This is a genomic window from Citrobacter sp. TBCP-5362, from assembly GCF_005406305.1.
In the GTDB taxonomy this organism is placed as follows: Bacteria; Pseudomonadota; Gammaproteobacteria; order Enterobacterales; family Enterobacteriaceae; genus Citrobacter_B; species Citrobacter_B koseri.
Genome location: NZ_CP040234.1, coordinates 2,718,180 through 2,744,696, shown reverse-complemented (window position 1 = coordinate 2,744,696; position 26,517 = coordinate 2,718,180). Strand labels below are relative to the sequence as shown.

25 protein-coding genes are annotated in these 26,517 nt (G+C 54.8%); 19 read left to right on the top strand and 6 right to left on the bottom strand.

The genetic code is table 11. The features are described from left to right. Nucleotide 1: 1 nt before the first annotated feature. The 6 genes from pgtB to FD428_RS13150 all read left to right on the top strand — a co-directional run bounded on the left by pgtB (nt 2) and on the right by FD428_RS13150 (nt 7,868). Complete coding sequence (gene pgtB, locus FD428_RS13175; protein WP_371320446.1) at nt 2-1,996, top strand: two-component system sensor histidine kinase PgtB; 1,995 nt, start codon at nt 2-4, stop codon at nt 1,994-1,996. Continuing rightward, entirely contained in the window at nt 1,986-3,233 is a 1,248-nt protein-coding gene (gene pgtA / locus FD428_RS13170) for a two-component system response regulator PgtA (protein ID WP_047457699.1), read from the top strand. Before pgtB ends, pgtA begins: the two co-directional genes overlap by 11 nt. A gap of 124 nt (nt 3,234-3,357) precedes the next feature. After that, nucleotides 3,358-3,798, top strand: a complete 441-nt coding sequence (locus FD428_RS13165) for a DUF2946 domain-containing protein (protein WP_114848407.1) — start codon at nt 3,358-3,360, stop codon at nt 3,796-3,798. A gap of 84 nt (nt 3,799-3,882) precedes the next feature. Continuing rightward, on the top strand, nt 3,883-5,925 hold the full coding sequence (locus tag FD428_RS13160; protein WP_114848406.1) for a TonB-dependent copper receptor: 2,043 nt from the start codon (nt 3,883-3,885) through the stop codon (nt 5,923-5,925). Between the two features lie 164 nt (nt 5,926-6,089). Beyond that, on the top strand, nt 6,090-6,668 hold the full coding sequence (locus FD428_RS13155) for a PhoP regulatory network YrbL family protein (RefSeq protein WP_047457696.1): 579 nt from the start codon (nt 6,090-6,092) through the stop codon (nt 6,666-6,668). A gap of 93 nt (nt 6,669-6,761) precedes the next feature. Next, nucleotides 6,762-7,868, top strand: a complete 1,107-nt coding sequence (locus tag FD428_RS13150) for an acyltransferase (RefSeq protein WP_012132941.1) — start codon at nt 6,762-6,764, stop codon at nt 7,866-7,868. 55 nt (nt 7,869-7,923) lie between these two features. On the opposite strand, the gene FD428_RS13145 is transcribed toward FD428_RS13150, so the two are convergent. From FD428_RS13145 to FD428_RS13135, 3 genes are read right to left on the bottom strand one after another with little or no spacing between them, the layout of a single operon-like run. After that, nucleotides 7,924-8,790: an ABC transporter permease gene (locus tag FD428_RS13145; protein ID WP_114848405.1), complete on the bottom strand. Its 867-nt coding sequence runs from the start codon at nt 8,788-8,790 to the stop codon at nt 7,924-7,926. Continuing rightward, a complete protein-coding gene (locus FD428_RS13140; protein WP_101744364.1) occupies nt 8,762-9,604 on the bottom strand; it encodes an ABC transporter ATP-binding protein in 843 nt (280 codons plus the stop codon). Before FD428_RS13140 ends, FD428_RS13145 begins: the two co-directional genes overlap by 29 nt. A gap of 21 nt (nt 9,605-9,625) precedes the next feature. After that, a complete protein-coding gene (locus tag FD428_RS13135) occupies nt 9,626-10,633 on the bottom strand; it encodes an ABC transporter substrate-binding protein (protein WP_114848404.1) in 1,008 nt (335 codons plus the stop codon). A 242-nt stretch (nt 10,634-10,875) separates the two neighbouring features. On the opposite strand from FD428_RS13135, the gene FD428_RS13130 reads away from it, so the two are divergent. The 6 genes from FD428_RS13130 to FD428_RS13105 all read left to right on the top strand — a co-directional run bounded on the left by FD428_RS13130 (nt 10,876) and on the right by FD428_RS13105 (nt 16,460). Further along, complete coding sequence (locus FD428_RS13130; RefSeq protein WP_114848403.1) at nt 10,876-11,898, top strand: malate/lactate/ureidoglycolate dehydrogenase; 1,023 nt, start codon at nt 10,876-10,878, stop codon at nt 11,896-11,898. A gap of 253 nt (nt 11,899-12,151) precedes the next feature. Continuing rightward, the gene (locus tag FD428_RS13125; RefSeq protein WP_114848402.1) at nt 12,152-13,165 is read left to right on the top strand and encodes a D-cysteine desulfhydrase; all 1,014 of its coding nucleotides are present in this window, start codon (nt 12,152-12,154) and stop codon (nt 13,163-13,165) included. Further along, nucleotides 13,162-13,881 carry an aspartate/glutamate racemase family protein gene (locus tag FD428_RS13120; protein ID WP_012132933.1) on the top strand — a complete coding sequence of 240 codons (720 nt, stop codon included), beginning with the start codon at nt 13,162-13,164 and terminating at the stop codon, nt 13,879-13,881. The genes FD428_RS13125 and FD428_RS13120 overlap by 4 nt, the downstream gene beginning before the upstream one ends. Nucleotides 13,882-13,909: 28 nt before the next feature. After that, nucleotides 13,910-14,917 (top strand): glycine betaine ABC transporter substrate-binding protein, encoded by a 1,008-nt coding sequence (locus tag FD428_RS13115; protein ID WP_049009338.1) that lies wholly within the window; start codon nt 13,910-13,912, stop codon nt 14,915-14,917. Further along, a complete protein-coding gene (locus FD428_RS13110) occupies nt 14,914-15,684 on the top strand; it encodes an ABC transporter permease (protein WP_047457674.1) in 771 nt (256 codons plus the stop codon). The genes FD428_RS13115 and FD428_RS13110 overlap by 4 nt, the downstream gene beginning before the upstream one ends. Beyond that, the gene (locus FD428_RS13105) at nt 15,684-16,460 is read left to right on the top strand and encodes an ABC transporter ATP-binding protein (protein ID WP_114848401.1); all 777 of its coding nucleotides are present in this window, start codon (nt 15,684-15,686) and stop codon (nt 16,458-16,460) included. The genes FD428_RS13110 and FD428_RS13105 overlap by 1 nt, the downstream gene beginning before the upstream one ends. 33 nt (nt 16,461-16,493) lie before the next feature. On the opposite strand, the gene FD428_RS13100 is transcribed toward FD428_RS13105, so the two are convergent. The 3 genes from FD428_RS13100 to cbpA form a co-directional block, all read right to left on the bottom strand. Next, on the bottom strand, nt 16,494-17,600 hold the full coding sequence (locus tag FD428_RS13100; protein ID WP_114848400.1) for a 4Fe-4S binding protein: 1,107 nt from the start codon (nt 17,598-17,600) through the stop codon (nt 16,494-16,496). Between the two features lie 232 nt (nt 17,601-17,832). Continuing rightward, nucleotides 17,833-18,138 (bottom strand): chaperone modulator CbpM, encoded by a 306-nt coding sequence (gene cbpM, locus FD428_RS13095; protein WP_047457663.1) that lies wholly within the window; start codon nt 18,136-18,138, stop codon nt 17,833-17,835. After that, nucleotides 18,138-19,058, bottom strand: a complete 921-nt coding sequence (gene cbpA / locus FD428_RS13090; protein ID WP_047457661.1) for a curved DNA-binding protein — start codon at nt 19,056-19,058, stop codon at nt 18,138-18,140. Before cbpA ends, cbpM begins: the two co-directional genes overlap by 1 nt. Nucleotides 19,059-19,287: 229 nt before the next feature. On the opposite strand from cbpA, the gene FD428_RS13085 reads away from it, so the two are divergent. The 7 genes from FD428_RS13085 (at nt 19,288) to FD428_RS13050 (ending at nt 26,506) form a co-directional block, all read left to right on the top strand. Further along, nucleotides 19,288-19,653 carry a hypothetical protein gene (locus FD428_RS13085; RefSeq protein WP_047457658.1) on the top strand — a complete coding sequence of 122 codons (366 nt, stop codon included), beginning with the start codon at nt 19,288-19,290 and terminating at the stop codon, nt 19,651-19,653. A gap of 48 nt (nt 19,654-19,701) precedes the next feature. Further along, the gene (locus FD428_RS13080) at nt 19,702-21,588 is read left to right on the top strand and encodes a protein-disulfide reductase DsbD (protein WP_114848399.1); all 1,887 of its coding nucleotides are present in this window, start codon (nt 19,702-19,704) and stop codon (nt 21,586-21,588) included. Continuing rightward, nucleotides 21,585-22,208 (top strand): DsbA family protein, encoded by a 624-nt coding sequence (locus FD428_RS13075; protein WP_114848398.1) that lies wholly within the window; start codon nt 21,585-21,587, stop codon nt 22,206-22,208. The genes FD428_RS13080 and FD428_RS13075 overlap by 4 nt, the downstream gene beginning before the upstream one ends. Continuing rightward, the gene (locus FD428_RS13070; RefSeq protein ID WP_012132917.1) at nt 22,198-22,704 is read left to right on the top strand and encodes a protein disulfide oxidoreductase; all 507 of its coding nucleotides are present in this window, start codon (nt 22,198-22,200) and stop codon (nt 22,702-22,704) included. Before FD428_RS13075 ends, FD428_RS13070 begins: the two co-directional genes overlap by 11 nt. 182 nt (nt 22,705-22,886) lie before the next feature. Further along, nucleotides 22,887-23,702 carry a Na(+)-translocating NADH-quinone reductase subunit C gene (locus FD428_RS13065; RefSeq protein WP_114848397.1) on the top strand — a complete coding sequence of 272 codons (816 nt, stop codon included), beginning with the start codon at nt 22,887-22,889 and terminating at the stop codon, nt 23,700-23,702. A gap of 349 nt (nt 23,703-24,051) precedes the next feature. Further along, complete coding sequence (locus tag FD428_RS13055) at nt 24,052-25,938, top strand: FTR1 family protein (RefSeq protein WP_012132915.1); 1,887 nt, start codon at nt 24,052-24,054, stop codon at nt 25,936-25,938. A gap of 40 nt (nt 25,939-25,978) precedes the next feature. Further along, nucleotides 25,979-26,506 carry an iron transporter gene (locus tag FD428_RS13050; RefSeq protein ID WP_012132914.1) on the top strand — a complete coding sequence of 176 codons (528 nt, stop codon included), beginning with the start codon at nt 25,979-25,981 and terminating at the stop codon, nt 26,504-26,506. The last annotated feature ends 11 nt before the right edge of the window (nt 26,507-26,517 follow it).

The following is a 26,517-nucleotide window of genomic DNA, read 5'->3' as shown; positions in this document are numbered from 1 at the left end:
AATGCTGCAACGTCTGCGGCAAATCAGCATCAGCAGCAGTTTACGGGGCGCTTTCCTGATGGGGGCGCTGCTGACGCTGATAGTCAGCAGCGTCAGCCTCTATTCATGGCATGAGCAAAGCTCGCAAATACGCTATTCGCTGGATGAGTATTTTCCCCGCATCCATTCTGCTTTTCTGATTGAAGGGAATCTCAATCTGGTGGTGGATCAGTTGAATGAGTTTTTGCTGGCGCCGAACACTACGGTGCGCCTGCAACTGCGCAACCAGATTATTCAGCATCTGGATAAAATCGAGCGGCTGAGCCAGGGGCTGTCACCCGCAGAACGCCAGCAGCTGGCGGTGATTTTGCAGGACAGCCGCGCGCTGCTGTCGGAACTGGATCGCGTGCTCTACAACATGTTTCTGGTACGTGAAAAGGTGGGTGAGCTGTCTGCGCGTATTGACTGGCTGCACGATGATTTCACCACCGAACTGAATTCTCTGGTGCAGGATTTCACCTGGCAACAGGGAACGCTGCTGGATCAGATTGAAGCCCGGCAAGGCGATGCGGCGCAGTATCTGAAACGCTCCCGTGAAGTACAGAACGAGCAGCAGCAGGTCTATACGCTGGCGCGCATCGAGAATCAAATTGTTGACGACCTGCGCGACAGGCTCAATGAACTGAAGTCTGGAAATGATGATGGAATGCTGGTTGAGACGCATATCCGCTATCTCGAAAACCTGAAAAAAACGGCGGATGAAAATATTCGTGCGCTGAATGACTGGCCGAGCACGATCACCCTGCGACAAACCATTGATGAACTGCTGGAAATTGGCATGGTGAAAAATAAAATGCCGGACACCATGCGCGACTATGTCGCCGCGCAAAAAGCGTTAGTGGATGCCAGTCGCGCCAGAGAAGCGACGCTGGGGCGCTTCAGGACGCTGCTTGAGGCCCAGCTTGGCAGCAGTCACCAGCAAATGCAGATGTTTAATCAGCGTATGGAGCAGATTGTCCGCGTTAGCGGCGGGTTGATTCTGGTGGCGACGCTGCTGGCGCTGCTGCTGGCGTGGGTGTTGAACCATTATTTTATCCGTTCGCGGCTGGTGAAACGCTTTACCGCGCTGAATCAGGCGGTGGTTCAGATTGGTTTAGGGCGGACGGATGCCACGATTCCGGTGTATGGGCGGGATGAGCTGGGGCGTATTGCGGGTTTGCTTCGCCACACGCTGGGGCAGCTTAACGCGCAAAAACAGCAACTTGAGCAGGAGATCGCCGAGCGAAAAGCGATTGAGGCCGATCTGCGCGCCACCCAGGACGAGCTGATCCAGACGGCAAAACTGGCGGTGGTCGGGCAGACGATGACCACGCTGGCGCATGAGATCAACCAGCCGCTGAATGCGCTGTCGATGTATCTGTTTACGGCGGGGCGGGCAATTGAACAGGGGCAGACGGAGCAGGCGCGAACGACGTTAAGCAAAGCGGAAGGGCTGATTAACCGCATTGACGCGATTATCCGCTCGCTGCGCCAGTTTACCCGTCGTGCTGAACTGGAAACGCCGCTGCATCCGGTTGATTTGCGCCAGACGTTTACGGCGGCGTGGGAACTGCTGGCGATGCGCCATAAGCCTCAGCAGGGGGCGCTCGCGATACCGGATGAAACCGTTTGGGTCAGCGGTGATGAAGTACGCATCCAGCAGGTGCTGGTGAACGTGCTGGCGAATGCGCTCGACGCCTGCCCGAACGCGGCGGCAATTACGGTGAGCTGGCAAATTCAGGGCGATACGCTGTGCGTGTTGATTGCCGACAATGGCCCCGGCTGGCCTGCGGCCTTGCTACCCTCATTACTGAAGCCGTTTACGACCAGTAAAGATGTGGGGCTGGGCATTGGGCTTTCGATTTGTGTTTCGCTGATGACGCAAATGGAAGGCGCGTTGCGCCTGGCGTCCACGTTGACGCGAAATGCCTGCGTGGTGCTGCAATTCAATGTGACGGATGTAAAAGATGTTGAGTAATGAATGTTCGATTCTGCTGATTGATGATGACGCCGATGTGCTTGATGCCTATACACAGCTGCTTGAGCAGGCGGGTTATCACGTCTGTGTCTGCAATAATCCCTTTGATGCGCGGGAGTGGGTGCAGAAGGACTGGCCCGGTATCGTGTTGAGCGATGTCTGCATGCCTGGCTGCTCCGGCATCGATTTGATGACGTTGTTTCATCAGGATGACGAGCAGCTGCCGATTCTGCTTATCACCGGACATGGCGACGTGCCTATGGCGGTGGATGCGGTGAAAAAAGGGGCCTGGGATTTCCTGCAAAAGCCGGTAGACCCGGGCAAGTTACTCTCGCTGGTTGAGGCGGCGTTACGCCATAGGCAATCGGTGATAGCGCGTCGCCAGTACTGCCAGCAGAAGTTGCAGGTTGAGCTAATTGGGCGCAGCCAATGGACGCATCAGTATCGTCAGCGCTTACAGCAACTGGCAGAAACGGATATTGCGGTCTGGCTTTACGGCGAACCGGGAACCGGCCGCATGACCGGCGCGCGCTATTTGCATCAGCTGGGGCGTAACGCCGGGGGCCCTTTTATTTACTGCGAACTGACCCCTGCCAGTGCCCAAAAACTTAATGAGCTTATCGCGCAGGTTCAGGGCGGGACGCTGGTATTAAGTCACCCTGAGAATCTGACCCGTGAACAGCAGCATCAACTGGTGCAGTTGCAGAGTCTGGAGCGGCGGCCTTTTCGCCTGATCGGTATCGGCAACGCTTCGCTGGTGGAGCTGGCGGCCAGCAACCAGATTGTGGCGGAGCTTTATTACTGTTTCGCCATGACGCAAATCGCCTGTCAGCCCCTGTCACAGCGACCTGATGATATCGGGCCGTTGTTCCATCACTATTTGCAGAAAGCCTGTCAGCGGCTGAATCATCCGGTGCCGGAGGTGGATAACGACCTGCTGAAGGGAATGATGCGCCGGGTGTGGCCGAACAACGTCCGTGAACTGGCGAACGCCGCCGAACTGTTTGCCGTGGGGGTATTGCCGCTCGCGGAAACGGCGAATCCACAGATGCACGTCGGTGAGCCGACGCCGCTTGACCAGCGGGTTGAAGACGTTGAACGGCAGATCATCACCGAAGCGCTGAATATCCATCAGGGGCGCATTAACGAAGTGGCAGAGTACCTGCAAATTCCCCGTAAAAAGCTCTATCTCAGAATGAAGAAATATGGCCTGAGTAAAGAACACTATAAGTTTTAGCGAGGTCAGGGGAGCGAGATGTGATGTGTGGGGCTATGAATCACCTGTTCCCCTGTAATTAGTTGTGATATTGCGAATGTAAATCAGTTACAATCTGACAAACACCTCAACTCCGGGTAACGTTTTGCACGGGCGAACGCGAATCAACCGAATAACAGCATGGCTGGCATTATTTGCCGTCGCCATGTTGTTTATTGCGCCCGTTATTTCAAAATCAATTGCCCGCCAGGCCGACTGTGAGCACTCGTCGCACTCAATGGTGATGATGTCGTCAGACTCGCACCATGACATGGCGGCTTCTACGCCGTGTGAGACTTCTCTTTTGGTCGCTCACCAGATGATGTCCGGCAAAGCGATGTCGCCCGTGGAAGAGATCGTCTGCGGGTACTGCCAGTTGCTGGTACATCTGCCGTTTGTCCAGTTTGCGCTGGTGTTCTTGCTCTGGCTGTTGCTGCTGTTTGTTATCTGTTGTTCGGTACGGCCATTACACCTTTCCGTTATCTTCCGCCCGTGGGCGCCTCAGCGCGCTCGCGCGCCGCCTGCTGTATTTCCGTTTTCGTTTTAAACAATAAAAAAACAGACATTGCGTAGCGTTTTGCCCTTTTGACGGGCAATGCGTCGTTGCGCCTGAAAAACAGTAAGGAATGTTATGAAACGGCAATACTTCGGGCTTACTCCTCTGGCTTCTCTGGTCCTGATCGCGCTGACCGCAAAGGCGGCGTGGGCAAGCGAACAGCACGATCATGCAAAAATGGCGGATGATTCGGTAATGATTGTGACCGCGCCGGTCGCTTCTCCGCTGGAAATAGTCACGTCGCCAAAAACGCCTCGTCAGCCCGTTCCCGCCAGCGATGGCTCTGATTATCTGAAAACGATCCCTGGGTTCTCGCAAATTCGCAATGGCGGGACAAACGGCGATCCGGTCTTTCGCGGGATGTTCGGCTCTCGTCTGCGAATTTTGACCGATAACGGCGAAATGCCGGGAGCCTGCCCGGCACGTATGGATGCGCCGAGTTCTTATATCTCCCCGGAAAGTTTTGATGTGCTAACCCTGATAAAGGGGCCGGAAACCGTGCTCTGGGGGCCGGGCAACTCTGCGGGAACCCTCCGCTTTGACCGGGAACAGCCGCGTTTTGATAAACCCGGTATTCAGGGGACGGCCAGCGTCCTTGCCGCCTCGAATAACCGCTGGGATGAAAATGCGGACATCAGCCTGGGAAGTGAGGACGGCTATTTGCGGCTTATCGGCAACAAATCCCGGGCGGGTGACTACAAAGATGGCAATGGCGACCGCGTGCCGTCGAAATGGGATAAATGGAACGGCGATATGGCGCTGGGCTGGACGCCAGACAAAGACACGCTGCTGGAAATGACGGCGGGTAAAGGCGACGGTGAAGCCCGCTATGCCGGGCGCAGTATGGACGGCTCCCGCTTCAGGCGTGAAAGCCTGGGGATGCGGTTTGAGAAATCCGGCATCGGCGAGGTATTTGATAAGTTAGAAGCGAATATCTACTACAACTATGCGAATCACGTTATGGATAACTACTCGCTGCGCGCTCCCGGCATGAATATGTCAGGAAGCATGGGTTCGGCAATGGAACACGGTTCTGCCATGCATTCGATGAGTATGCCAATGGCAATGCAGCTGGATCGCCGTACCGTTGGCGGACGGATGATGGGAACGTGGTTGTGGTCAGACTATGAGTTACGCAGCGGCGTTGATACGCAACTGAGCACGCATCGCAGTAAAGACGATGACCGCTGGGACAAAGATGCCCGTTTTCACGACTATGGTTTATTCAGTGAATTGACTTGGCTTGCGACGGAGCAAAGCAAAGTGACAGGCGGCGCGCGTCTTGATCGCGTGCTGGTGGACAATTTCACTGACACCGGCTCCTCGCAGCGCACGGATCTACTACCGGCCGGGTTTGTGCGCGTTGAGCATAACCTGACGGAGATGCCCGTGATGTTTTACGCGGGGATCGGCTATACCGAGCGTTTCCCCGACTACTGGGAGCTTTTTTCTCCCACTTATGGCCCTGGCGGGTCGGCAGATGTTTTCGATAACGTCAAAACGGAAAAGACGACTCAGCTTGATATTGGCGCGCAGTATACCGGTAAGCGTCTTAACGGCTGGGTTTCTGCCTATATTGGCCGGGTTAATGATTTTATTCTGTTCCGTTACGACCCTCATCATCCCCGTATAAGTCAGGTTGATAACGTCAATGCGACCATCATGGGGGGAGAAGCGGGCATCGGCTATCAATTGACCGAAACATGGAAAACCGATGCCAGCCTTGCTTATTCCTGGGGGCGAAATACCGATGACCATCAGCCATTGCCGCAGATACCGCCGCTTGAAGCGCGCCTGGGTCTGACATGGGAACGCGGCGACTGGAGCAGTACCGGTCTGCTGCGTCTGGTCAGCAGCCAGCATCGCGTCGCGATTAACGAAGGGAACGTCGTGGGTAAAGATTTTGATAGCAGCGCGGGGTTCGCCATCTTCTCCGCGAATGCGGCCTACCGGCTGAACAAGTCTGTGAAACTCAGCGCGGGCGTTGATAACCTGTTTGATAAAGCCTACAGCGAACATCTGAACCTTGCCGGTAACAGCAGCTTTGGTTACTCCGCGAATACGTCAGTGAATGAACCGGGAAGAACATTCTGGGGAAAAGTGAACGTGACGTTTTGATAGCCTTCCGGCGGACGTGAACCGTCCGCCGACTTTATGACTCATTGACCTGCCGTTTAGGTTATTAACATTAAACTGTCTCGGCTGTAACCAGGACATGACGTAACGCCATCTCTTCGTTTGCATGGGTCAGTCTGTTTTTTTCTTTTATGAGTCAACACTGTATGAAAAAGCTTACCTTGACCGAAAATGATTTACTGGCCAGAGGGAACGATCGTTACGTCTTTCAGCATCCGCACAATCATCAACTACTGATCAAAGTCGTCATCCCGACCATTCCCAAATATAAAAGTAAGCTTCGTGAAGTCTATCGGGACGTCAAAGAGTGCAAGCCGCGCGACGAAACCGACTCGCTCTTCATCCAGAAAATTGAAGGGCTAGTGGAGACAGATAAAGGGATTGGGCAGGTTATCGTCAAAGAGCATGACGAACAGGGCAACATTGCCAGAACATTGTATGACCTTGCAAAGCACAACGAACTGGACGCGGAGAAATTCAGTAAACTCAACGCTTTTTTAGCGTGGTTTATTCATACAGACGTCATTATCAACTCGCTGCATTGCAAAAATATTGTTTATGCCTGGGATGATGCTCGTCAGGAGTACCGCTTCAAAGTTATTGACGGCTTTGGGGATAAGACGCTCTTTCAACTGAGCAAGTTCTGGAGCGTTATACGGGATAAAAACAAACTTAAGTGCCTCAGAAGGATGCTGAGGGATCTGCAAAGTATCACGCAAGCGTAATCTACACGTTATCCTTGAACAGGCCTGGTCATTTTCCCAGTATGCAACCGGACCTTTGTCATGTTGTCTGCTGGCTTGTTAACAAGAAAGAGTATGCAAACAACACGTAATTATTTTTTTGATATTCTCCGTATTCTGGCTGTACTGCTGGTTGTCACCTCGCATTACAGCTACATGTTCGATACCAGTACCGTGTTGACGTTCCCGCGCGAATACCTGACCGGAGGAATAGGGCGGCTGGGCGTCTCTTTCTTCTTCATGATATCCGGCGCGCTGGCTTACCTGTCGCTGCGTAAATACTCTGTACAGGAGTATTACCTGAAACGCGTCTATTCGATCCTGCTTCCCTACAACATCGCTTATTTCTCAATGGCGATCTTGTTCCTCATCCTGAGCGTGTTTTTCCTCTATCCAGGCAATCCGCTGGCTGACGTGCTCGCCGGGAAGCGTGCATTTCACTCGCTGCTGCCTTCCGTTCTCGGGTTTGACCATTATCTGCACGGTGTCTACGACATCAATACCGCGTACTTCACCGGAGAGTGGTTTATTGGCTGTATTATCCTGCTGTACGCCGTTTCTCCGGTGATCTACTGGGCCATTGTCCGTTTTCCGGTCTGTACGATGCTGGCGGCGGTCGTCGTTACGCTACTGGCATATGATAAAAGCATCGTGAACCCTTACTGGTCAGCACAGGTTCGGGTGAGCGATTTTACCTTCGGGATGCTGTTCATACACTTTCAGCCGTGGTTCACGCGCTACCGTCTTCAGGCGGCGTCAGTCAGCTTGCTGCTGGTGGTGACCGGGGTGATTGTGGCGCATATCGATCAGCTACCGGTTCGGGAAGTGCTGTTTCCTCTGAAACCCTCAAGCCTGCTGTTTGCTGCGGCCTTCCTCTTCATTCTGCTGGCGGGATACCCGCTGATTCATCCCCTGTTTAATCTGGATCGCTTCCGGCAGGGGTTATCCAGCCTGGCGTCGCGGGCCTACATTATTATGCTGTTGCAGCATGTGGTGGTGATATTTGTCAGCGCCAATATCGATATGTCGGTACTGAATGCGACCCAGGCGGTGATGCTGTATTTTGGGATTCTGATTTGCATCGAAAGGCTGTCGTCTTTCATGAAACCGCTATCGGTAAAGTGTGAGCAGGTCTTGATCGCCAGAACGCCGTGGCTACGAGAAAAGCAAAAAGGGAACTAAGACCATTTCGCGCTAAGCCGGACAACGTCCGGCTGCAAAGAACGCGGGGGAGGGGTTAACGCTGCATCCCCCAGCGTTTCACCGTGATCTTTTCCAGACTGGCGAATACCACGCCTTCCACCAGCAGGCCAATCGCGATTACCGTTAACAGTCCTGCAAATACCCGGTCGGTGAACAGCTCATTGCGATTCTGGAAGATATACCAGCCCAGGCCTCCTTCGCCGCTGGACGCGCCAAATACCAGTTCGGCGGCAATCAACGTGCGCCAGGCGAACGCCCAGCCGATCTTGAGCCCGGACAGGATAGCGGGCAACGATGCCGGAATAAGAATCGTGATCACATAGCGTGGCCCGCTGAGGCCGTAGTTGCGCCCCGCCATGCGTAGCGTTTCCGGTACGCTGCTAAAGCCGGACCAGGTATTCAGCGCGATTGGCCACATCACTGAATGTATCAGCACAAATATCAGGCTGGCATTCCCCAGACCAAACCACAGCAAAGCCAGCGGCAGCAGCGCAATTGCTGGCAGCGGATTTAGCATCGCGGTTAATGTGCTGAGCAGATCGCGGCCAAACTGGGTGGTCACGGCCAGCGCGCTGGCAATCAGCGCCAGCGCGCTGCCTGCCAGATACCCTTTCAACAGGGTACTGAGTGAGTTGACGACTTTTTCCGGCAGTTCGCCATTGCGCATGTCTTCGCTAAACGCCTGCAACGTCTGAAGTACTCCGGGCAACATCAGATCGTTTTGCTGGATTCGCGCGGCGATCTCCCATAGCGCCAGCACCAGGGCGACAATCAGACACTTGCGCAGCCACGTCTGATTCCACAGGCGCTGGTTTAAAGGCAGCGGCGTTTCCACCGGCAGATTGCGCAGCGGCGGTAATTCGCGTTCGAATTCAGGACGAATGTACGGTGGCTGGGACATACTCTGGCTCCTCGCCGGATGAGTGAGACGGACTGTTCCCGATTGTCGGGAATAACAGATGGTGAATATGACGCGCAGCGTGCTGAAACGCCTCGCTGCCGAAATCATTAAGCGTGAACTGATGACAGTTAAGCTCCGCCCTGACGCGCCCTGGATGCGGCGAAAGCACCAGGATACGGCTGCCCACCACCAGCGCCTCTTCAATCGAATGGGTGACGAACAGCAGGGTAAAGCGCTCTTCTTCCCAGAGCGCAAGCAGTTCTTCCTGCATTGTGCGTCGGGTCAGCGCATCCAGCGCGGCAAAGGGCTCGTCCATCAGCAGGATGCGTGGTTTCATCGCCAGCGCCCGCGCAATGGCGACGCGCTGCTTCATCCCGCCGGAGAGCATATGGGGCATAGCGTCGGCAAATTCTGCCAGCCCGACTTTGTGGAGAAAATGCAGCGCCGTCTCTTTTGCTTGTGAACGACTGGCTTTCCGGCTGGCCAGCAGAGGAAACATGACGTTTTCCAGCACGGTTTTCCACGGCGGCAGTTGGTCAAACTCCTGGAATACCATCATGCGTTCCGGGCCGGGAGCGCTAACCGGCGTTCCCGCAAGTGAAATGTGGCCGCTGCGCGGAGCGAGAAAACCGCCTGTAGCTTTCAACAGGCTTGATTTCCCGCAGCCTGACGGCCCAAGCAAAATAAAGCGGTCGCCAGGCCAGACATCAAAACTGACATCATGCGTCGCGCGCACTTGCCGTTCACGGGTACGGTATTCAATATCAACATTGCTGACCTGTAGCAGCGGGCCGTCGATTTGCTGAGTGACCATCAGAGCCTCCGGTGTCGCGGTTTAACTGCCTGGGTTTTCCCATGCTTCGTTAAAGAAATAGTCTTTCCAGGAGTCGGCCTTATTTTTCAGTACGCCAAGCTCATGGAGTTTTTCGGCATATACGCCAGTACGCTCAGGGAAAACCGTAAAGCTGATTTCTGGATCGTTAACAATTTTTTGTACCAGCGGTAAGGGCAGCCGTGATTTCTCGACGCGAATATACGTTTCGGCAGCCGCATTTTTGTCACGGTTAATGATATTTGCGGCTTCACTGAGGGCGCGATAAAACGCTTTATAGGTTTTTGGATTTTCATCATGGAATTTCTGGGTGGTATAGAGAACATTAAATGTCGCCTGCCCACCCAGCACATCATAGGAACTGAGCACTTTATGCACGTTGCTGTGCTCCAGCGCCTGATACTGAAACGGCGGGCTGGAAAAATGCGTGGTAATTTCCGAGCCACCGGCAATTAAGGCCGCGCTGGCGTCCGGGTGCGGTAAACTGACGCTAATTTTATCGAAGCGTTTGAAGTCCTGGTCGCCATATAATTTCGCCGTCTCGATTTGTAATGTACGAGACTGAAAACCGACCCCAGCCGCCGGAACGGCAATACGGTCTTTTTCGGTCAGATCTTTAATGCTTTTTACCGCCGGGTTATTACTCAATAAATAATTGGGCATCGATCCCAGCGAGGCTATCGCTTTCACATTTTGCTTACCTTTGGTGCGATCCCATAGGGTGAGTACCGGGGGAACGCCTGCTGACGCAACGTCCAGAGCGCCAGAGAGCAACGCTTCATTCATCCCGGTTGCGCCTGAAATCGTGCGCCACTCTACCTTGATATCCAGCCCCTCTTTTTGCCCCTCTTTTTCGATAAGCTGCTGGTCTCGCACCACATCAAGAATTAAATAACCGATGCCAAATTGCTGCGCGATACTAATGTTCCCTTCCGCAAATGCCGACTGGCTGACTCCGCCAAGGGTGGAAAACGCCAGCGTCCAGGCAAATACCCTGTTTCTTTTATTCATATCTGTTCCCCAGAAAGGTGTTTCTCAGCAAAAAATCATGGGCAGAGGCGAGAGGGAAAGGAAATGATTTAAATGGCAATGAATATCAGGAAAATGAATAACGATATTCATGGTGTGTTAGTTAATAAGCGGAAAAGCTTAGTCATTATTCATGGTTATGTAACAAATACATCCTCGCTATAGTCGGACTCACCTCTTTAATAGCCCTTGCCATTGCAGGGGCAATGTCCGTGAGTAGAATCATGCCATTATTTTCACATCATCACTTACGTTCGCTTTTACAACGCTATCTGGTACGGGCGGGTACGGGATCTGATATCGCGCAAAAAGTAGCGGATAACCTGGTTGAATCCTCACTAAAAGGCCACGACTCGCATGGCGTGACTCTGTTGCCTCGCTATATACGGGCCATTCTGGCGGGAGATTTGAACCCTGGCGCCACGCTGACCACCTTGTCTGATGCCGGGCCGATTGTCTCTTTTGATGGGGGACATGGCTTCGGCCAGGCGTTGGGCGAACAGGCCATGAGCGTGGGTATTGAGCGTGTGCGCCAGTTTGGGGTAGCAATAATTGGCTTGTCTAATACCCACCATCTTGGGCGGATCGGCGCATGGGCAGAGCAGGTGGCGAGCGCCGGGCTGGTCTCGATCCATTTTGCTAACGTGGCGGCGCCGTCGGCCGTGTTGCCGTTCGATGGGCTGCGCGCCAGGCTTGGTACAAACCCCTTTTGCGTGGGCGTACCGCTACAGAACCGCCCTCCGGTTATCCTTGATTTCGCGACCAGCGCCATTGCGGGCAATAAAGCGCGCATCGCCTGGAATGAAGGGCGCGCCATCCCGGCAGGATGCGCGGTAGATGCGAACGGGCAACCCACGACCGACCCTGCCGCATTAATGACTGAGCCGCTCGGCGCTTTGCTGCCTTTTGGCGGCCATAAAGGCGCGGGATTGTCGCTAATATGTAGCTTACTCGGCGCTGCGCTGACCGGCGGCGAGACCGAAAGCCAGCAGATTCCGCCGCGTGCCGGAATCATCAACAATATGCTGTCGATTCTATTTGACCCCGCGCGGTTAGGCGAGGAGGAACATTACTCACAGGCGCTGTTAGCGCAGGTTGACTGGGTTCGTAGCGGGCAGGAAGGGCGCGATGTGCAGATCCCCGGAGAACCGGAATTGCGCGCGTATGCCCGGCGCCAGGAAGAGGGCATCTGGATTGATGACGTCAGCTGGCAGGCGTTTGTCGCCCTGGAAGCATTAAATACCTGAGCGTGCCTGCGCACCAAAAGACATATTTGGTTATTTGTTTAAACGGATCGGCATGATGGTCAGTTAATGAATGCTGGCGAATAAATAAAGCGATCGTTTTTTGTTTTATCTTTTTTCCTCATATCCATAGCTGAAAAACTTGGTAAGCCGCGAGTGAGAAAATCAATATAGTCATTCTTATATTCCACGAATCTTTCTTACTCTCGCTGCCGAATTTTAATGTGCGGCGTCGTTATTCTTTACAGGAGTTATTATGCATCTGGCGCGTTTTCCCCGGCTTCATTTTGGCCATTTCCCGACTCCACTGGAGCCCCTCACTCAACTTTCACGCTTGCTGGGGGGGCCAAATATCTGGATAAAACGAGACGATTGCACCGGCCTTGCCACTGGCGGCAATAAAACCCGCAAACTTGAGTTTTTGCTCGGCGACGCCCAGGCAAAACAGGCGGATATTATCATTACCCAGGGCGCCACGCAGTCTAACCATGTGCGTCAGACCGTCGCGGCGGCGGCCAGACTGGGTCTGGAAGCGCATATTTTTCTCGAACAACGCGTCACGACGCTGGGTGATGAGTATCAGCAATCCGGCAGTGTGCTGCTGGACGGTTTGCTCGGCGGCAAAGTTATTGCCCATTTGCCTGGTGGTACGGATATGCAGCAGGCAATGGAGCATCATGCGGAAAGCCTGCGTGCGCAGGGCCATACCCCTTATGTCATCCCCGGTGGCGGTTCGAACGCAATCGGGGCGCTGGGTTACGTATCCTGCGCGGAAGAGTTGCTTTGGCAGTCCAGCCAGTTACGGCTGCGTATCGATCATATCGTCCATGCCACCGGCAGCGCAGGCACGCAGGCTGGCCTGATTGCGGGTTTAACCGCCACGCACAGCGGCATTCCTCTCCTCGGGATTAGCGTACGCGCCCCGCGTGATAAACAGGAACACAACGTCTGGCGTCTGGCGCAGCAGACCCGGGAACTGCTCGGCGTGCCGGGTGAATTGCCGCGTGAGGCGGTGGTCGCCAACAGTGATTATGTGGGCGAAGGCTATGGTCTGCCCACCGAGGGGATGCTTGAAGCGCTGCAACTGCTGGCGCAGCACGAGGGGATTCTGCTCGACCCTGTCTATTCCGGTAAAGGCATGGCCGGATTGATTGATCTGATCCGTCAAGGCCATTTCCGCAAGGATGAGAATGTGGTGTTTATCCATACGGGAGGAAGCGCGGGTCTGTTTGGCTATCGTCAGGTCATCGCAGATTCTTTGTCATCATGAGCACACCTTTTCTGCTGGGGATTCTTGGCGGTATGGGGCCGCTGGCGACGCTTGATTTGATGCATAAATTGCTGCGCGCAACGCCCGCCAGCAGCGATCAACAGCAAATTCCCCATGTGGTGTGGAATGTGCCGCAAATTGCGGATCGCCAACAGGCGCTGGCGGGAACGGGGCCTTCGCCGTTGCCGCAGCTCTTGCTCGGTGTGGAACAGCTGAACCGCGCGGGCGCCAGCCACATTGTGATCGCCTGTAATACGGCGCACCACTGGTATGAGGCGCTGGCGCAGCACAGCGACGCGCCGTTGCTGCATATTGTGGACGCCACGCTGGCGGTATTTGAAGGGAAAGAGAAGCCCCGCCGGGTCGGGCTTATCGCCACGCAGGGCACGCTGGATGCCGGTTGGTTCCAGCACGGTTTCGCCTCTATGGGGATTGAAAGCGTGCAGCCGACGCCAGAGGAGCTGCGGCAGTGGTTTGTGCCGGGGTGCTATGCGGTAAAACGCGGCGAACTGCGTACCGGCGGTGAGCTGCTGAGTTTACAGGCTCAGGCATTGCGCGATCGCGGCGCAGAGAGGCTGGTGCTGGCCTGCACGGAAGTGCCGGTTGCGCTGGCGGAGGTGACATCCCCGCATTTAGCCGTGTCGATTGATCCCGCAGAAGCGCTGGCGCAACAGTGTGCCCGGTTATGGTTAACGCAGCGCGAAGCATGGCATTAATAACGTTATTATTTAAAGGATAAATTAAATGAAAAAAAGTCTCTGCGTATTACTTGCAGCGGGTGGCCTGTGGGTCAATACCAGCTTTGCCGAAACCCCCGCAGAAGTCCGCGTGGCATACAGCGGCGGTTCTCAGGTGCTGATGCTGGCAAAAGCCGATGGTTCTCTGGATAACGCTTTACACAGCAAGGTCAAATGGGTGCAATTTGCGTCCGGTGCGGATGCGTTAAATTATTTTGCCAGTAACGCGATTGATATTGCCAATTTCGGCTCCAGCCCGGCAACGGCAGGCATTGTCAGAAAACTGCCGGTGGAGATTGTCGGCGTCTCCGGGGTGATTGCCAGCTACGAGCGTTTAATTGGTAAAGACGGCATTACCCGTATTAACGATATTGAAGGCAAACGCGTAGCCTATCCGCCAAACTCGACGGCGCAATATGCGCTTGAAGCCGCCATCAGCGTTAACCATCTCGATCGCAGCAAAATAACCTTATTGCCGCTGCGTCCGGCGGAAATGGTCGCGGCCTGGAAACGCGGCGATATCGACGCGGGCTATGTCTGGGCGCCGTTTGCTCAGGAACTTGAAGCCTCCGGCGGGCATCAGGTATTCGCGACCAAAGATCTGCAAAAGGACGGCTACCTGATTTACAACAACTACGTCGTGCGTAAAGCCTTTGCCGAACAGTATCCGCAAACCGTCAGCGCGTTCCTGCGCGTTCATCAGGAAAAAGTTGATGAGTTTAAGAAAGACCCGGAACGCGCGGCGGCGATTGTGGCGAAAGAGGTGGGCGCGCCGGTGACGACTGCCGTGAATACGTTGGGTGGGCTGGAATACCCAACCCTGACGCAGCAGGGTACGGCGGACTGGCTTGGCAATGGAACCCAGACGACTGACAGCGGTATTGGTAAAGCGCTGACCAAAACCTCTGACTTCCTGGCGGGGATTGGCGAGATCCGCAAACGTGATATCCCGGCGAACTGGGACAGCGCCATTAACTCCCGCTACATCCGTGACGCGGCGGTAGCAGCGCAATGAGATTGAGTTATCACATCGCCATCAGCGTCGTTTCGGTGGCTATTTTCTTTATCGTCTGGCAAGTGGCGACGATGCGGCAATGGGTGGACCCGCTGCTGCTGCCGTCGCTACAGGATATCGGTCTGACAACCGAAGAGCTGTTGGCTGATGGTTATCGTCAGGTGCCGTTGTGGGAGCATGTCGCAGTCAGCCTGGCCCGGGCCTTAAGCGCTTTTTCTGTGGCAATTATCATCGGCATCCCCCTGGGGTTGCTGATGGGGTTGTCGGAAGGTCTGGCGGCGGTACTGAATCCGTTCGTGCAGTTTTTGCGCCCGCTACCCAAGATTGCGCTTATTCCGCTGGCGGTCGTCTGGCTGGGGATCGGTGAGGCGTCGAAGTTCTTTCTGATCTTCATCGCCACCTTCCTGAGCGTGGTCGTGGGGGCATCTGCTGCGGTCGATCGTATTGGCCGCTCACGCATTCGTGTGGCGCAAACGCTCGGCGCGTCGCGCAAACAGATTTTTCTGCGCGTGGTGTTGCCGGATGCGCTGCCGGAACTGTTTACCACGGTCAGGCTGTCGATAGGGATCGGCTGGACATCGCTCATCGCGGCGGAAATGGTGGCGGCCAGTTCGGGTCTCGGCTGGATGGTGATTAACGCCAGCTCGTATCTGCGAACCGATATCGTGATGCTGGGGATCCTGCTGCTCGGCGGTATCGGCTATTTACTGGATTTATTGCTGCTGGGGCTGCAACGCTTTTTTGTGCCCTGGGCGGGGAAAGAGTAATGAGTGCTATTACACTGGAAAACGTATCGCTCTCTTTTGCGGCAAAACCGCAGCCGTTCACGGTGCTGGACGATATCAGCCTGTCTCTGGAGAAAGGAGAATTTGTTGTTCTGCTGGGGCCGTCCGGCTGCGGGAAGTCCACGATCCTGAATCTGGTCGCCGGATTCAACAAGCCGGATCGCGGGCGCGTGGCGGCAGGCGGAAAGACAGTGAAACTGCCAGGGCCAGACCGGGGAATGATCTTCCAGCAGCCAAATTTGTTTCCCTGGCTGTCGGTACTGGAAAACGTCACCTTTGGCCCACGGCTGGGGAAATACCACAAAGATGAGGTCAACGCCCTGGCGCTGGACTGGCTGACGCGGGTAGGGCTGAAAGGCTTTGAACATCATGCGCCCTGGCAACTCTCCGGCGGGATGAAACAACGCGTAGCGCTGGCCCGCGCCTGGCTGCCGGAGCCGGAGGTGTTGCTACTTGATGAACCGTTCGGCGCGCTGGATGCGCAAACGCGTCTGATGATGCAGGAACTCCTGCGCGATGCCTGGCTTGCCACCGGCACCACGCTGCTGTTTGTGACTCACGACGTAGAAGAGGCGCTGTTCCTGGCCGATCGTATTCTGATTATGTCGGCGAAGCCTGGAAAAATCGTTGAGGAGGTCATCCTGCCTTTTGGCCGCGAACGCGATATCGAAACCCTGGCTGAACACCCGGCTTACAGTGGGATCAAACATCACGTACTGCACCGGGTGCGCCAGGAGGCAAAGCGCCATTTAGGATGAAAACACCGCCAGCGTGGGCGCGTTATTTCTTAACTAATGCCCAATCATCCTCGCCTGGGGAATTAAGCGGAAGTAAAGATGCTCCGGCACCGGGCTATCCCAGGCGCCGGCATACATCGCAATCGCGATAGCGGCAAAAAGTATCCCGAGTATCAATATTGTCATGGCGACACCCGAGAGTGCGGCCTGTCGCCATAACGGTTTTATCGCCTCGCGGTTTCCTTCCGGCGCGCCAGAAGGCGTGCGTAGTGAAAAGTTGAGCGTCGAGGCAACCGGGCAGGACTCCACGCAGGTCATGCAGCCTGTGCATTCAACGGTTCTGACCTGAATCAGCGTGTCTACCGGGATACGGGAGGGACAATTTTGAGCGCACTTTCCACAATCAATACAGCTGTCGGCATTGCGGCGGATTTTAAAGGGAGAAAAAAACGAAAACAGACCGAGCAGAGCGCCGTAAGGGCACAGATAACGACACCAGAAATGACGAATAAATAAGCTGGCGACGGCGAAAAATATGACGCAGATAAGCGTGGTTGTTCCAATATTGCGGAAAAAATCGAGCATTTTAACGTCGATAATAATGCCATAAGCTGACATCAGGAACATCTGAATACCCTGTGCAGGCATGGATAACGCGATATAAAGAAAAAAGCTCAATAACAGATATTTCAGACCGCGCAGGGGAATATCCAGCCAGCGGGGCAGGGTAATCGACGGCCCAAAGAGCGTTTCTCCGAGTTTGCCGATCAGCTCTGACAACGCGCCAACAGGGCACAGCCATGAGCAAAAAGATTTTTTTAGCAGCAGGCTGATGACGATAAATGCAACCAGAAGCAGCATGGAGGCGGCGTGAACAGGAGGGAGCAAACCGGTTTCCCAGGTGTATCGGATGTTCATCAAACCGGCGACAGGAAGCCAGCCTTCAATACCACCGGGTCTGGGGACATAAACGCTGGCGGCGGCAGTTTCGTAATACCGGATCCAAAAATAGAATGTGATGCCAATATAAATATTGATCAGCAGGAGCAGAAATTGTGTCGCCCTGCGCCAGGTCGATGCATTTCGCCAGTCATTCCACGGCAATTTACCGCCGATGGTGCCTGGTCGACGCTGCCAGCGCGTTCTTTTCATCCCACCCATGATCTTTATTTCCCTGTGAACATGTATTCAGAATGCCACTATGCTACGGCGGTTCCCGGGGGCAGGAATTGATTTATATCGGATTAACGGCTTTTGCCACGGAATAATGACGATGGATGTCGAAGTACCTATAAAGGATTATATTAAGGAGCGTGAAGGTGAAATGTTTTTTTACCGTATCGCGGTGATAAAAATAAGGGGGCGGGCAGTGTGCCAACCCCCGTTTATTATTTTATGGGTGTTTGATAAAGCGGGAAAGACGCTGTATCAGCAAGCGGTTTTCCTGGCGTAGCCGGTCGTTTTCTTCCAGCAAGGTCAGCGTCATTGCGATGCCCGGCCAGTCCAGCGCCAGCTCCTGGCGCAAGCGTAAAGCACGCTGCACGACGATCGCCGCATGATCGTCAAATAGCCAGGATGCGGTTTCGTTCTCGCAGGGCTCGATCACCCCAAGCCCGACAATTTCGTTAAGCTCTTCCTCCGAAACCCCGGTATGTAGGCAAAATTCGGTAATTGTAAAGGTGACGGTTACGTTAGCCATTATGCTTTCCCCCACTCTTTGCGTGGATCAAAGGAGGACTGCGCGTCCGCCAGTTGCTGCCACAGGGCTGTGGCACTGTCGTCGGGTTTCGGCGGCATCACGATTTTGATCACAGCGTACAGATCGCCCGTGTGTTTTTTACTGACCAGGCCTTTGCCTCTGATGCGCAGGCGCTGCCCGGCCTGACTGCCTGGCGGGATGGTCAGCAGAATCTTCTCTTTTAGCGTTGGTACGGCGACCTTCGCGCCCAGCGCGGCCTCCCATGGGGCGAGAGGAACCACAATCTCCAGATCCTGATTGACGATATCAAACAGAGGATGCGGCGCGATATGAATCACTAACCACAGATCGCCATTCGGCCCGCCGTTTTCCCCCGGCGTTCCCTGGCCTTTCAGACGAATGCGCTGGCCGTTGCCAACGCCTGCGGGAATTTTCACATTCAGCGTTTTAGGGATCTCACGCTCCACAAGACCGAACGCGTTATACACCGGCAAGTTATAGCTGATTGTACGGCTGTGTTCGGCAAGGGTTTCCTCCAGGAACACCGCCACTTCAATCTCAATATCGTGGCCGCGCGTCGCCTGACGCTGGCGGGATTGTCGGCCGTGTTGCCCAAAGATGGACGAGAAAATGTCGTCAAAATCTTCGGCGTTATAACTCTGGCCTTCGCCCTGCTGGAACTGTCGGTTGAACTGCGGATCGTTGCGATGTTGCCACAACTGGTCGTATTCGGCGCGGCGCTGTTCATCACTCAGCACTTCCCATGCTTCCGCCACCTCTTTAAAGCGGGCTTCGGCATCAGGCTCTTTGCTGACATCAGGATGGTATTTGCGGGCCAGTCGGCGGTAGGCGGTCTTGATAGTCTTGAGATCGTCCGTCGGTTTCACACCCATAATGGCGTAATAATCCTTTAATTCCATAGCGTTATCTCGCGTAAATCAATACATACGGCAGGGAATCCCCGGAAAAGTCATCGTTGTTAAGTGTAGGGTAAACCCGAAAGATGCGTATGAAAACAGCAAAATCATTATTAAAACTAATGCGTTTCGCCTGTAATGAGCGGGGCGACGCCGACATAACTTTACAGCGCAAAGGTTGCTAAAACCTTGTCAGTGGCTAAGATAACTCGCGTCAATCAGTGAGGATGTCATGGCGAAACGTCAACAACTGGGATGGTGGTTCCTCTGCCTGGCATGTGTTGTGGTGATAGTGTGCACCGCGCAGCGCATGGCGGGTCTGCACGCCTTGCAGATGGCGCCAGCCGCGACGGCGGTCGTCACTCAGGCGGATAGCTCGTCTGCTGATGATGCCTCGCCCGTGACGCCATGCGAACTCAGCGCGAAATCATTGCTTGCCGCGCCGCCCGTGCTGTTTGAAGGGGCGATTCTCGCGCTGTGTCTGTTATTGTCCCTGCTGGCGCCCGTACGCGCCGTACGCCTGCCATTCTTTCCACCGCGAGCAATCTCGCCTCCCACACTCAGAGTCCATCTACGCTTCTGCGTATTCCGTGAATGACAGTCTGGCCGTTGCTGACTGTTAATTACCTGTTCACGGAGAAAAAATATGATCACTGTTTTCAGGCAGACTTTGTGCTGTCTGTTATTGCTATGGCTGCCCGTCTCGTGGGCGGCAGAAAGCGGCTGGCTGCGCTCGCCGGATAACGACCATGCCAGCGTCCGCCTGCGCGCGGACACGTCCCCGGAAGGCGAAACCCGGCTACTGTTGGATGTAAAACTGGAGGACGGCTGGAAAACCTACTGGCGTTCGCCGGGGGAAGGGGGCGTGGCGCCCGCCATTGCCTGGAAAGAAAATATGCCTGCGGTTGACTGGTTCTGGCCGACGCCGTCGCGCTTTGACGTCGCCGGTATGACCACTCAGGGTTATCACCACCGCGTGACCTTCCCGATGGCGGTTCGCGGTCCGTCACCCGCGATGCTCAGCGGTGTGCTGACCTTGTCCACTTGCAGCAATGTCTGCCTGTTGACCGATTACCCCTTTACCCTCAAACCTTCGGCGCATGACCCGGCGTTCGCGCATGACTATGCCCAGGCGATGGGGCAGATCCCGCTCTCCCGGGGGCTGACGCAGACGCTCAGCGTGGGCGCTCGTCCTGGTGCGCTGGTGGTTGAAGCCACGCGTGCCGGAGGCTGGTCATCGCCAGCATTGTTTCTCGACGCTGTTGATAACGCTGATTTTGGCAAGCCGCAACTGCGTGTTGAGGGTGAAAAACTGCTGGCGACGGTTCCTGTCAGCGACGGCTGGGGAGAAGGGGCGCCCGATTTGCGTGGTCAAACGGTCACGCTGGTACTGGCGAATGACGGCGTGGCTCAGGAAAGTACCCTGGCGATCGGCAGTACGACGGCAAAAATGGCCGATAGCGCCGAACTGCCGCTCTGGCAGGTGATGTTGATGGCGTTGGCGGGTGGGTTGATTCTCAACCTGATGCCCTGCGTGCTGCCCGTACTGGGGATGAAGCTCGGCTCGATTCTGCTCGTCGAAGAGAAAAGTCGTCAGCGGATACGGCGGCAGTTTCTGGCGTCGGTTGCCGGGATTATTGCCTCTTTTATGGCGCTGGCGATGCTAATGACCGTTCTGCGGCTGACCCATCAGGCGCTCGGGTGGGGCATTCAGTTCCAGAGCCCGTGGTTTATCGGGTTTATGGTGCTGGTGATGTTGATCTTCAGCGCCAGCCTGTTCGGGCTGTTTGAATTCCGTCTGCCTTCCGCGATGACAACCCGACTTGCCACCCACGGCGGCAACGGGATGGCCGGTCATTTCTGGCAGGGCGCGTTTGCCACGCTGCTGGCGACGCCGTGCAGCGCGCCGTTTCTCGGGACGGCCGTTGCGGTGGCGTTGACGGCCTCCTTCCCGGTGTTATGGGGGCTGTTTCTGGCGCTCGGGGTGGGGATGAGCCTGCCGTGGCTGTTTGTCGCGCTACGCCCTAGTCTGGCGCTGCGCCTGCCGCGTCCCGGACGCTGGATGAACGGATTGCGGCGCGTACTGGGCGTTATGATGCTCGGTTCGGCAATCTGGCTGGCGACGCTTCTGCTGCCGCATCTGGGATACGCGACAGGCAGCCCGGTGAAAGAGCGCGTCGTCTGGCAGCCGTTGAGTGAACAGGCGATCCAGGACGCGCTTGCGCAGCACAAACGCGTATTCATTGACGTTACCGCTGAGTGGTGCATTACCTGCAAGGTCAATAAGTACAACGTGTTACAGCGAGAAGAGATACAGGATGCGCTGCAACAGCCGGATGTTGTCGCATTGCGCGGCGACTGGACGCTACCTGCGGATGACATCACCGACTTTTTGAAAAAACGCGGCCAGGTGGCTGTGCCGTTTAACCAGATTTATGGCCCCGGTTTACCGCAGGGTCAGTCATTGCCCACGTTGCTGACGCGCGATGCGGTGCTGCAAACGTTGCGCGATGCGAAAGGAGTTACGCCATGAAATATCTGATGATTATGCTGTTAGCGTTGTTTACCGGTCTGAGCGTGGCGAAAGAACCCGCGCCGTTTACGCCGGAGCAGGAAAAGCAAATTGAAGCGCTGATCCAGGAAGCGCTGTTTAACGATCCTGCCAGCCCACGGATAGGCGCGGAGAAGGCGACGCTGACGCTCGTCAACTTTACGGACTACAACTGCCCGTACTGCAAGCAGCTTGATCCGTTGCTGGAGAAGATCGTGCAAAAGTATCCGCAGGTCGCGGTAGTGATTAAGCCGCTGCCGTTTAAGGGCGAAAGCTCGGTACTGTCGGCGCGTACCGCGTTAACCACCTGGCGTGAGCGCCCGCAGCAGTTTTTAGCGCTACATGAGAAACTGATGCAGAAAAAGGGCTACCACACCGCCGCCAGTATTAAACAGGCGCAGGAAAAGTCCGCCGCCACGCCGGTTACGCTGGATGAGAAAAGCATGGAGACGTTGAGCACCAATCTGCAACTTGCCCGGCTGGTTGGCGTTCAGGGGACGCCGGCAACCATCATTGGCGACGAGATGATCCCCGGCGCGGTATCGTGGGAGACCCTTGAGGCGGTGGTGAAAGAAAAACTGGCGGTGGCCCATGCTCAGTAAACTGCGCCGCTGGCTGCGTGAAGGCGCGATCTTGCTGGTTCTGCTGGCTGGCGTGATAATCCTGCTGGATGTCTGGCGTTCTCCGCAGATGCCGGCCATGTTTGACAGCACGCCGCTGCATACGCTGGACGGGGAAACCGTAACGCTGGCGTCGATCAGTGAAGAGCGCCCGGTGCTGCTCTACTTCTGGGCGAGCTGGTGCGGTATCTGCCGTTTCACTACGCCGGATGTCGCCCGTTTGCAGTCGGAAGGGGAGAACGTCATGACCATCGCGCTGCGTTCCGGTAATGACGGGGAGGTTTCCCGCTGGTTATCGCGTAAAGGGGTGACGTTCCCCGTCGTGAATGATAGCGGCGGTGAGATATCACGAAACTGGGAAATCAGCGTCACGCCAACGTTGGTAGTGGTGTCGAAGGGGCAGGTGGTAACCACGACCAGCGGCTGGACCAGCTACTGGGGCATGAAGTTACGTCTGTGGCGGGCAGCCATGTTTTGATAGCGTGCCGGGGAAACCCGGCATTTTTTAACCTATTGTCAGGATGTGTAAAACGAGCGGAGAGCGTGTTTTCTGTTATTTTTACTGCTTTTTTACTGACGCCAGTTATTATTTTTTACCGCTGCCTGACGTTGCAAACCTGAATTGATAATGGCATATCTGTTTTAATTGAATGAAAGTCTGTGATACGTTCAGGCGATTTTTTCGATTTCCATTTTGACAGGGATAACAATTCAATGCGCAAGGGTAAAATTATTGTTGCATCAATGATGGTGCTTTGTGTCCTTATTTTTGTTGCGGCGGCAGCATGGTTTATGCTGTTCCAGGGAGAAATGACGGAGCCGACAGGGGAGGAAAAACAGGCGGCGATTTTACACGCAGCGGGCCTGATGAAATCAGAGGCCCAGGATAAAAAATCAGTCGAAACGCTCTATCATCGTTATATTATTCAACGCCATGTTAATTTAGATTCCGGCGAGCTGGTGGCTGACAGCAGTGCGGACGCCGCACGTCAGAAGTGTGAAAAACTCGCCCCTGAACGCGACCCAGCGCAGGTTCGTCAGCGCTGTACGGTGGCGGATGTGTTCTTTGTGAAAGATAAAAATAATGAAATTCAGCAGGTTATCATTCCGGTTACCGGTAAGGGCGCGAAATCCATGATGCATGCGTTTCTTGCTCTGGGGCTGGACGGTCGTACGGTGAGAAATCTGTATTATTATCAGCAACGGGAAACGCCGTTTCTGGGGGCTAGGGTGGAAGACGCCAGCTGGCGCAAACAGTGGCCAGGGAAACGATTATTAGATAACAGCGGACATCCTGCATTGAAAATAGTACAGGATAAACCTGAACATGCCGATGAATATACCGTTGACGGTATTTCCGGTGCGACGTTGACATCAACCGGCGTTGAGAAAAGTATTAACTACTGGATGGGGCCGCAGGGATATGGTCAATTCTTACAGCGTCTTGCCAGCGATCGAAATAACCTTAATCTTTGAATATTGCTGTACGCAATAACGCGTTTTATTTCTGCCTGCCGACAATGAATAACATCACTGTCGGCAGGGGGATTTATTCCTCTGTTACCGCGCCTGCCTTGCCGTTAATTCCATGAGGAAAACAGGGAGATAACGTCCCTTTTATCAACGCATAATGTGTGTGTTCATCACGATTTGATGAAATAAGTTTACATAACTTGTCGTCTGCTGACATTTTTATGATCCAGGTCATGTACAACGCGACAAAAAGATATAATGATAATAATTATCATTTGTATTCTTTGGCGGTGTGCACGTGCGTAACTTCCGTAACTCTTTGTTGGTTACTCTCTTTGGCTTGTTTATAAGCATGAGTGTCTGGGCGTCGACGAATTATGCGCCTTTGATTGAAGATATCGAACAACGTCTTGATAAAACAGCGGAACTTTATCAGCAACAGCATACCGACGAGGCGCGCCGCACGGTACAAATGGCCTATTTCGAGGTGTTCGAGAACCTGGAAGGGCCGATCCGCATCAACATTTCCGCGCGCAAAAGTTACGAGATGGAGAGCGCATTCGGCGAGATCCGTCGGATGATTGGCGAGAAAAAACCGCTCGCTGACGTTCAGGCGCGCATTGACTGGCTGAAAGCCGCACTGCGCGAAGTGGAACCGGTGCTGGATGGCGGACATCGTCTGGTGGCCGAAGAGCAGCACAACGCGCTGTCCAGAGACGACATTGCCGTTCACTGGCAGGAGAGTTTCAGGACGATCGACGATCTGCTGGCGCAGGCGGTCACTGAATATCAGGCCGGGAACTACAGCGTTGCCAGTCAGCACGTTCAACAGGCGCACTATCAGGGCTTTAAAAACTCTGAGATGGAGATGTCCCTCAGACAAAACCGTTCTGCAAAAGATGCCGCCGCCATTAACCAACAATTCTCATCCCTGATTGCGCTGACCGCGCAACCTGACCATCTCAACGATGTCTCTTATCAGGTCACTACGCTGCTACAGGATATCGAGGATATCTTACCCGGCTTGCCAACTACCCGTGACGATCAGCAGGTTGCCGCAGCGCAAAGCGCAGACAACATTCCGGCGGCGGACGAGGGAAATAACCGTACCGACTGGGCTGAGGTGACGACGGGCATTAACCAGAGCATTCAGGACGCGATAGCGCGCTATCAGGGCGGCGATGCGAAGAATGCGATTCTGGATATCCAGGATACCTACTTCGACCGCTTCGAAGCCAGCGGCATGGAAAACAAAATCGGCTCTCGCGATTCGGCATTTAAAACCACGCTGGAGGCGTATTTTACCCGCCTGGTCAGTCTGATGAAGGCCGGTCAGCCGGTTGAGCGCCTGAATGCAGAGGCCAGCGCGCTGGCGCAGGATCTGCAAAAAGCCGTGACGATGCTGGGCGAAGGCGAAGAAACCCAGTGGAGTCTGCTGCTCTATAGTCTGATGATCATCGTGCGCGAGGGGCTGGAAGCGCTGCTGATTGTGGCGGCAATCGTGGCTTACATGGTGAAAAACAACCATCAGGATAAGCTGCCGCTTATTCGCCAGTCGGTAATTGTGGCGCTGATCGCCAGCGTCATCACCGCCGCTATCTTCCAGATGCTGTTTACTAACTCCGGCGCCAGCCGTGAACTGCTGGAAGGCATAACGATGCTGATTGCCGTCGTGATGCTGTTCTTTATGAGTTACTGGCTGCTGTCCAAAGTGGAAGCGCGCCACTGGAAAGCCTGGCTGGAAGGCAAACTGTCTCATTCCCTGTCGCGAGGCTCTTTGGTCGGACTATGGCTGACCAGCTTCCTGGCGGTGTACCGCGAAGGGGCGGAAACGGTGCTGTTCTATTACGCTCTGATTGGCGATGCAAACACGGTATCCGGCCATATGGCGATTGGCGCCGGTTTTGTGATTGGCTGCGTGGTGCTGCTGCTCGCCTGGCTGGTGATGCGTTACTCAGTGGTGCGCCTGCCGCTGAAACCCTTCTTTATGTTTACCGGCAGTTTCATGTATCTGATGGCCTTCGTCTTTGCGGGCAAAGGCGTTCTGGAACTGGTGGAAGGCAAACTGTTCCAGCCTACGTTGATTAACGGCTTCCCTGAAATCAGCTGGCTGGGGATTTATCCCTACGTGGAAACGTTGTTACCGCAGGTCGTATTGCTGCTCGCGGCGCTGGTGGCGCTGTGGGTGATGCGGCGCAAAAGCGCGGTTCCCGGGGAGACGATAAAAAATAACCCATAATCGTTGTATAGCCGTTGTTTTAGACGAGAGGATACGTTTGATGACCATGAAGAAAACCCTGATTGCCAGCGCAGTGATGGCCAGCATTTTCACTGCGCCAGCCGCGTTTGCTTTTAAAGAGTACCCGGCAGGCGAGCCTGTCACCATGAATGAAATGGAGCTGGCGGCCGTTTACCTGCAACCGATTGATATGGAACCGCGCGGCATGGGCTTACCGGCAGCAAAAGCCGATGTTCACCTTGAAGCGGATATCCACGCTGTAGAAGGCAATAAAAACGGTTTTGGCGCAGGGGAATGGATCCCGTACCTGACCATCAGCTACACCCTGGTCAACAACGACACGGGCGAAAAACAGGAAGGCACCTTCATGCCGATGGTTGCCAGCGACGGCCCGCACTATGGCGCGAACATCAAAATGATGGGCGTGGGCAACTATAAAGTGACCTACCACATTGAACCGCCGTCAAAAGCCGGGATGCATCGCCATACTGACAGCGAAACAGGCGTAGGCCGCTGGTGGAAACCGTTTGATGTGAGCTACGAGTTTAAATATGTCGGTCTGAACTAAAACCGACTAAC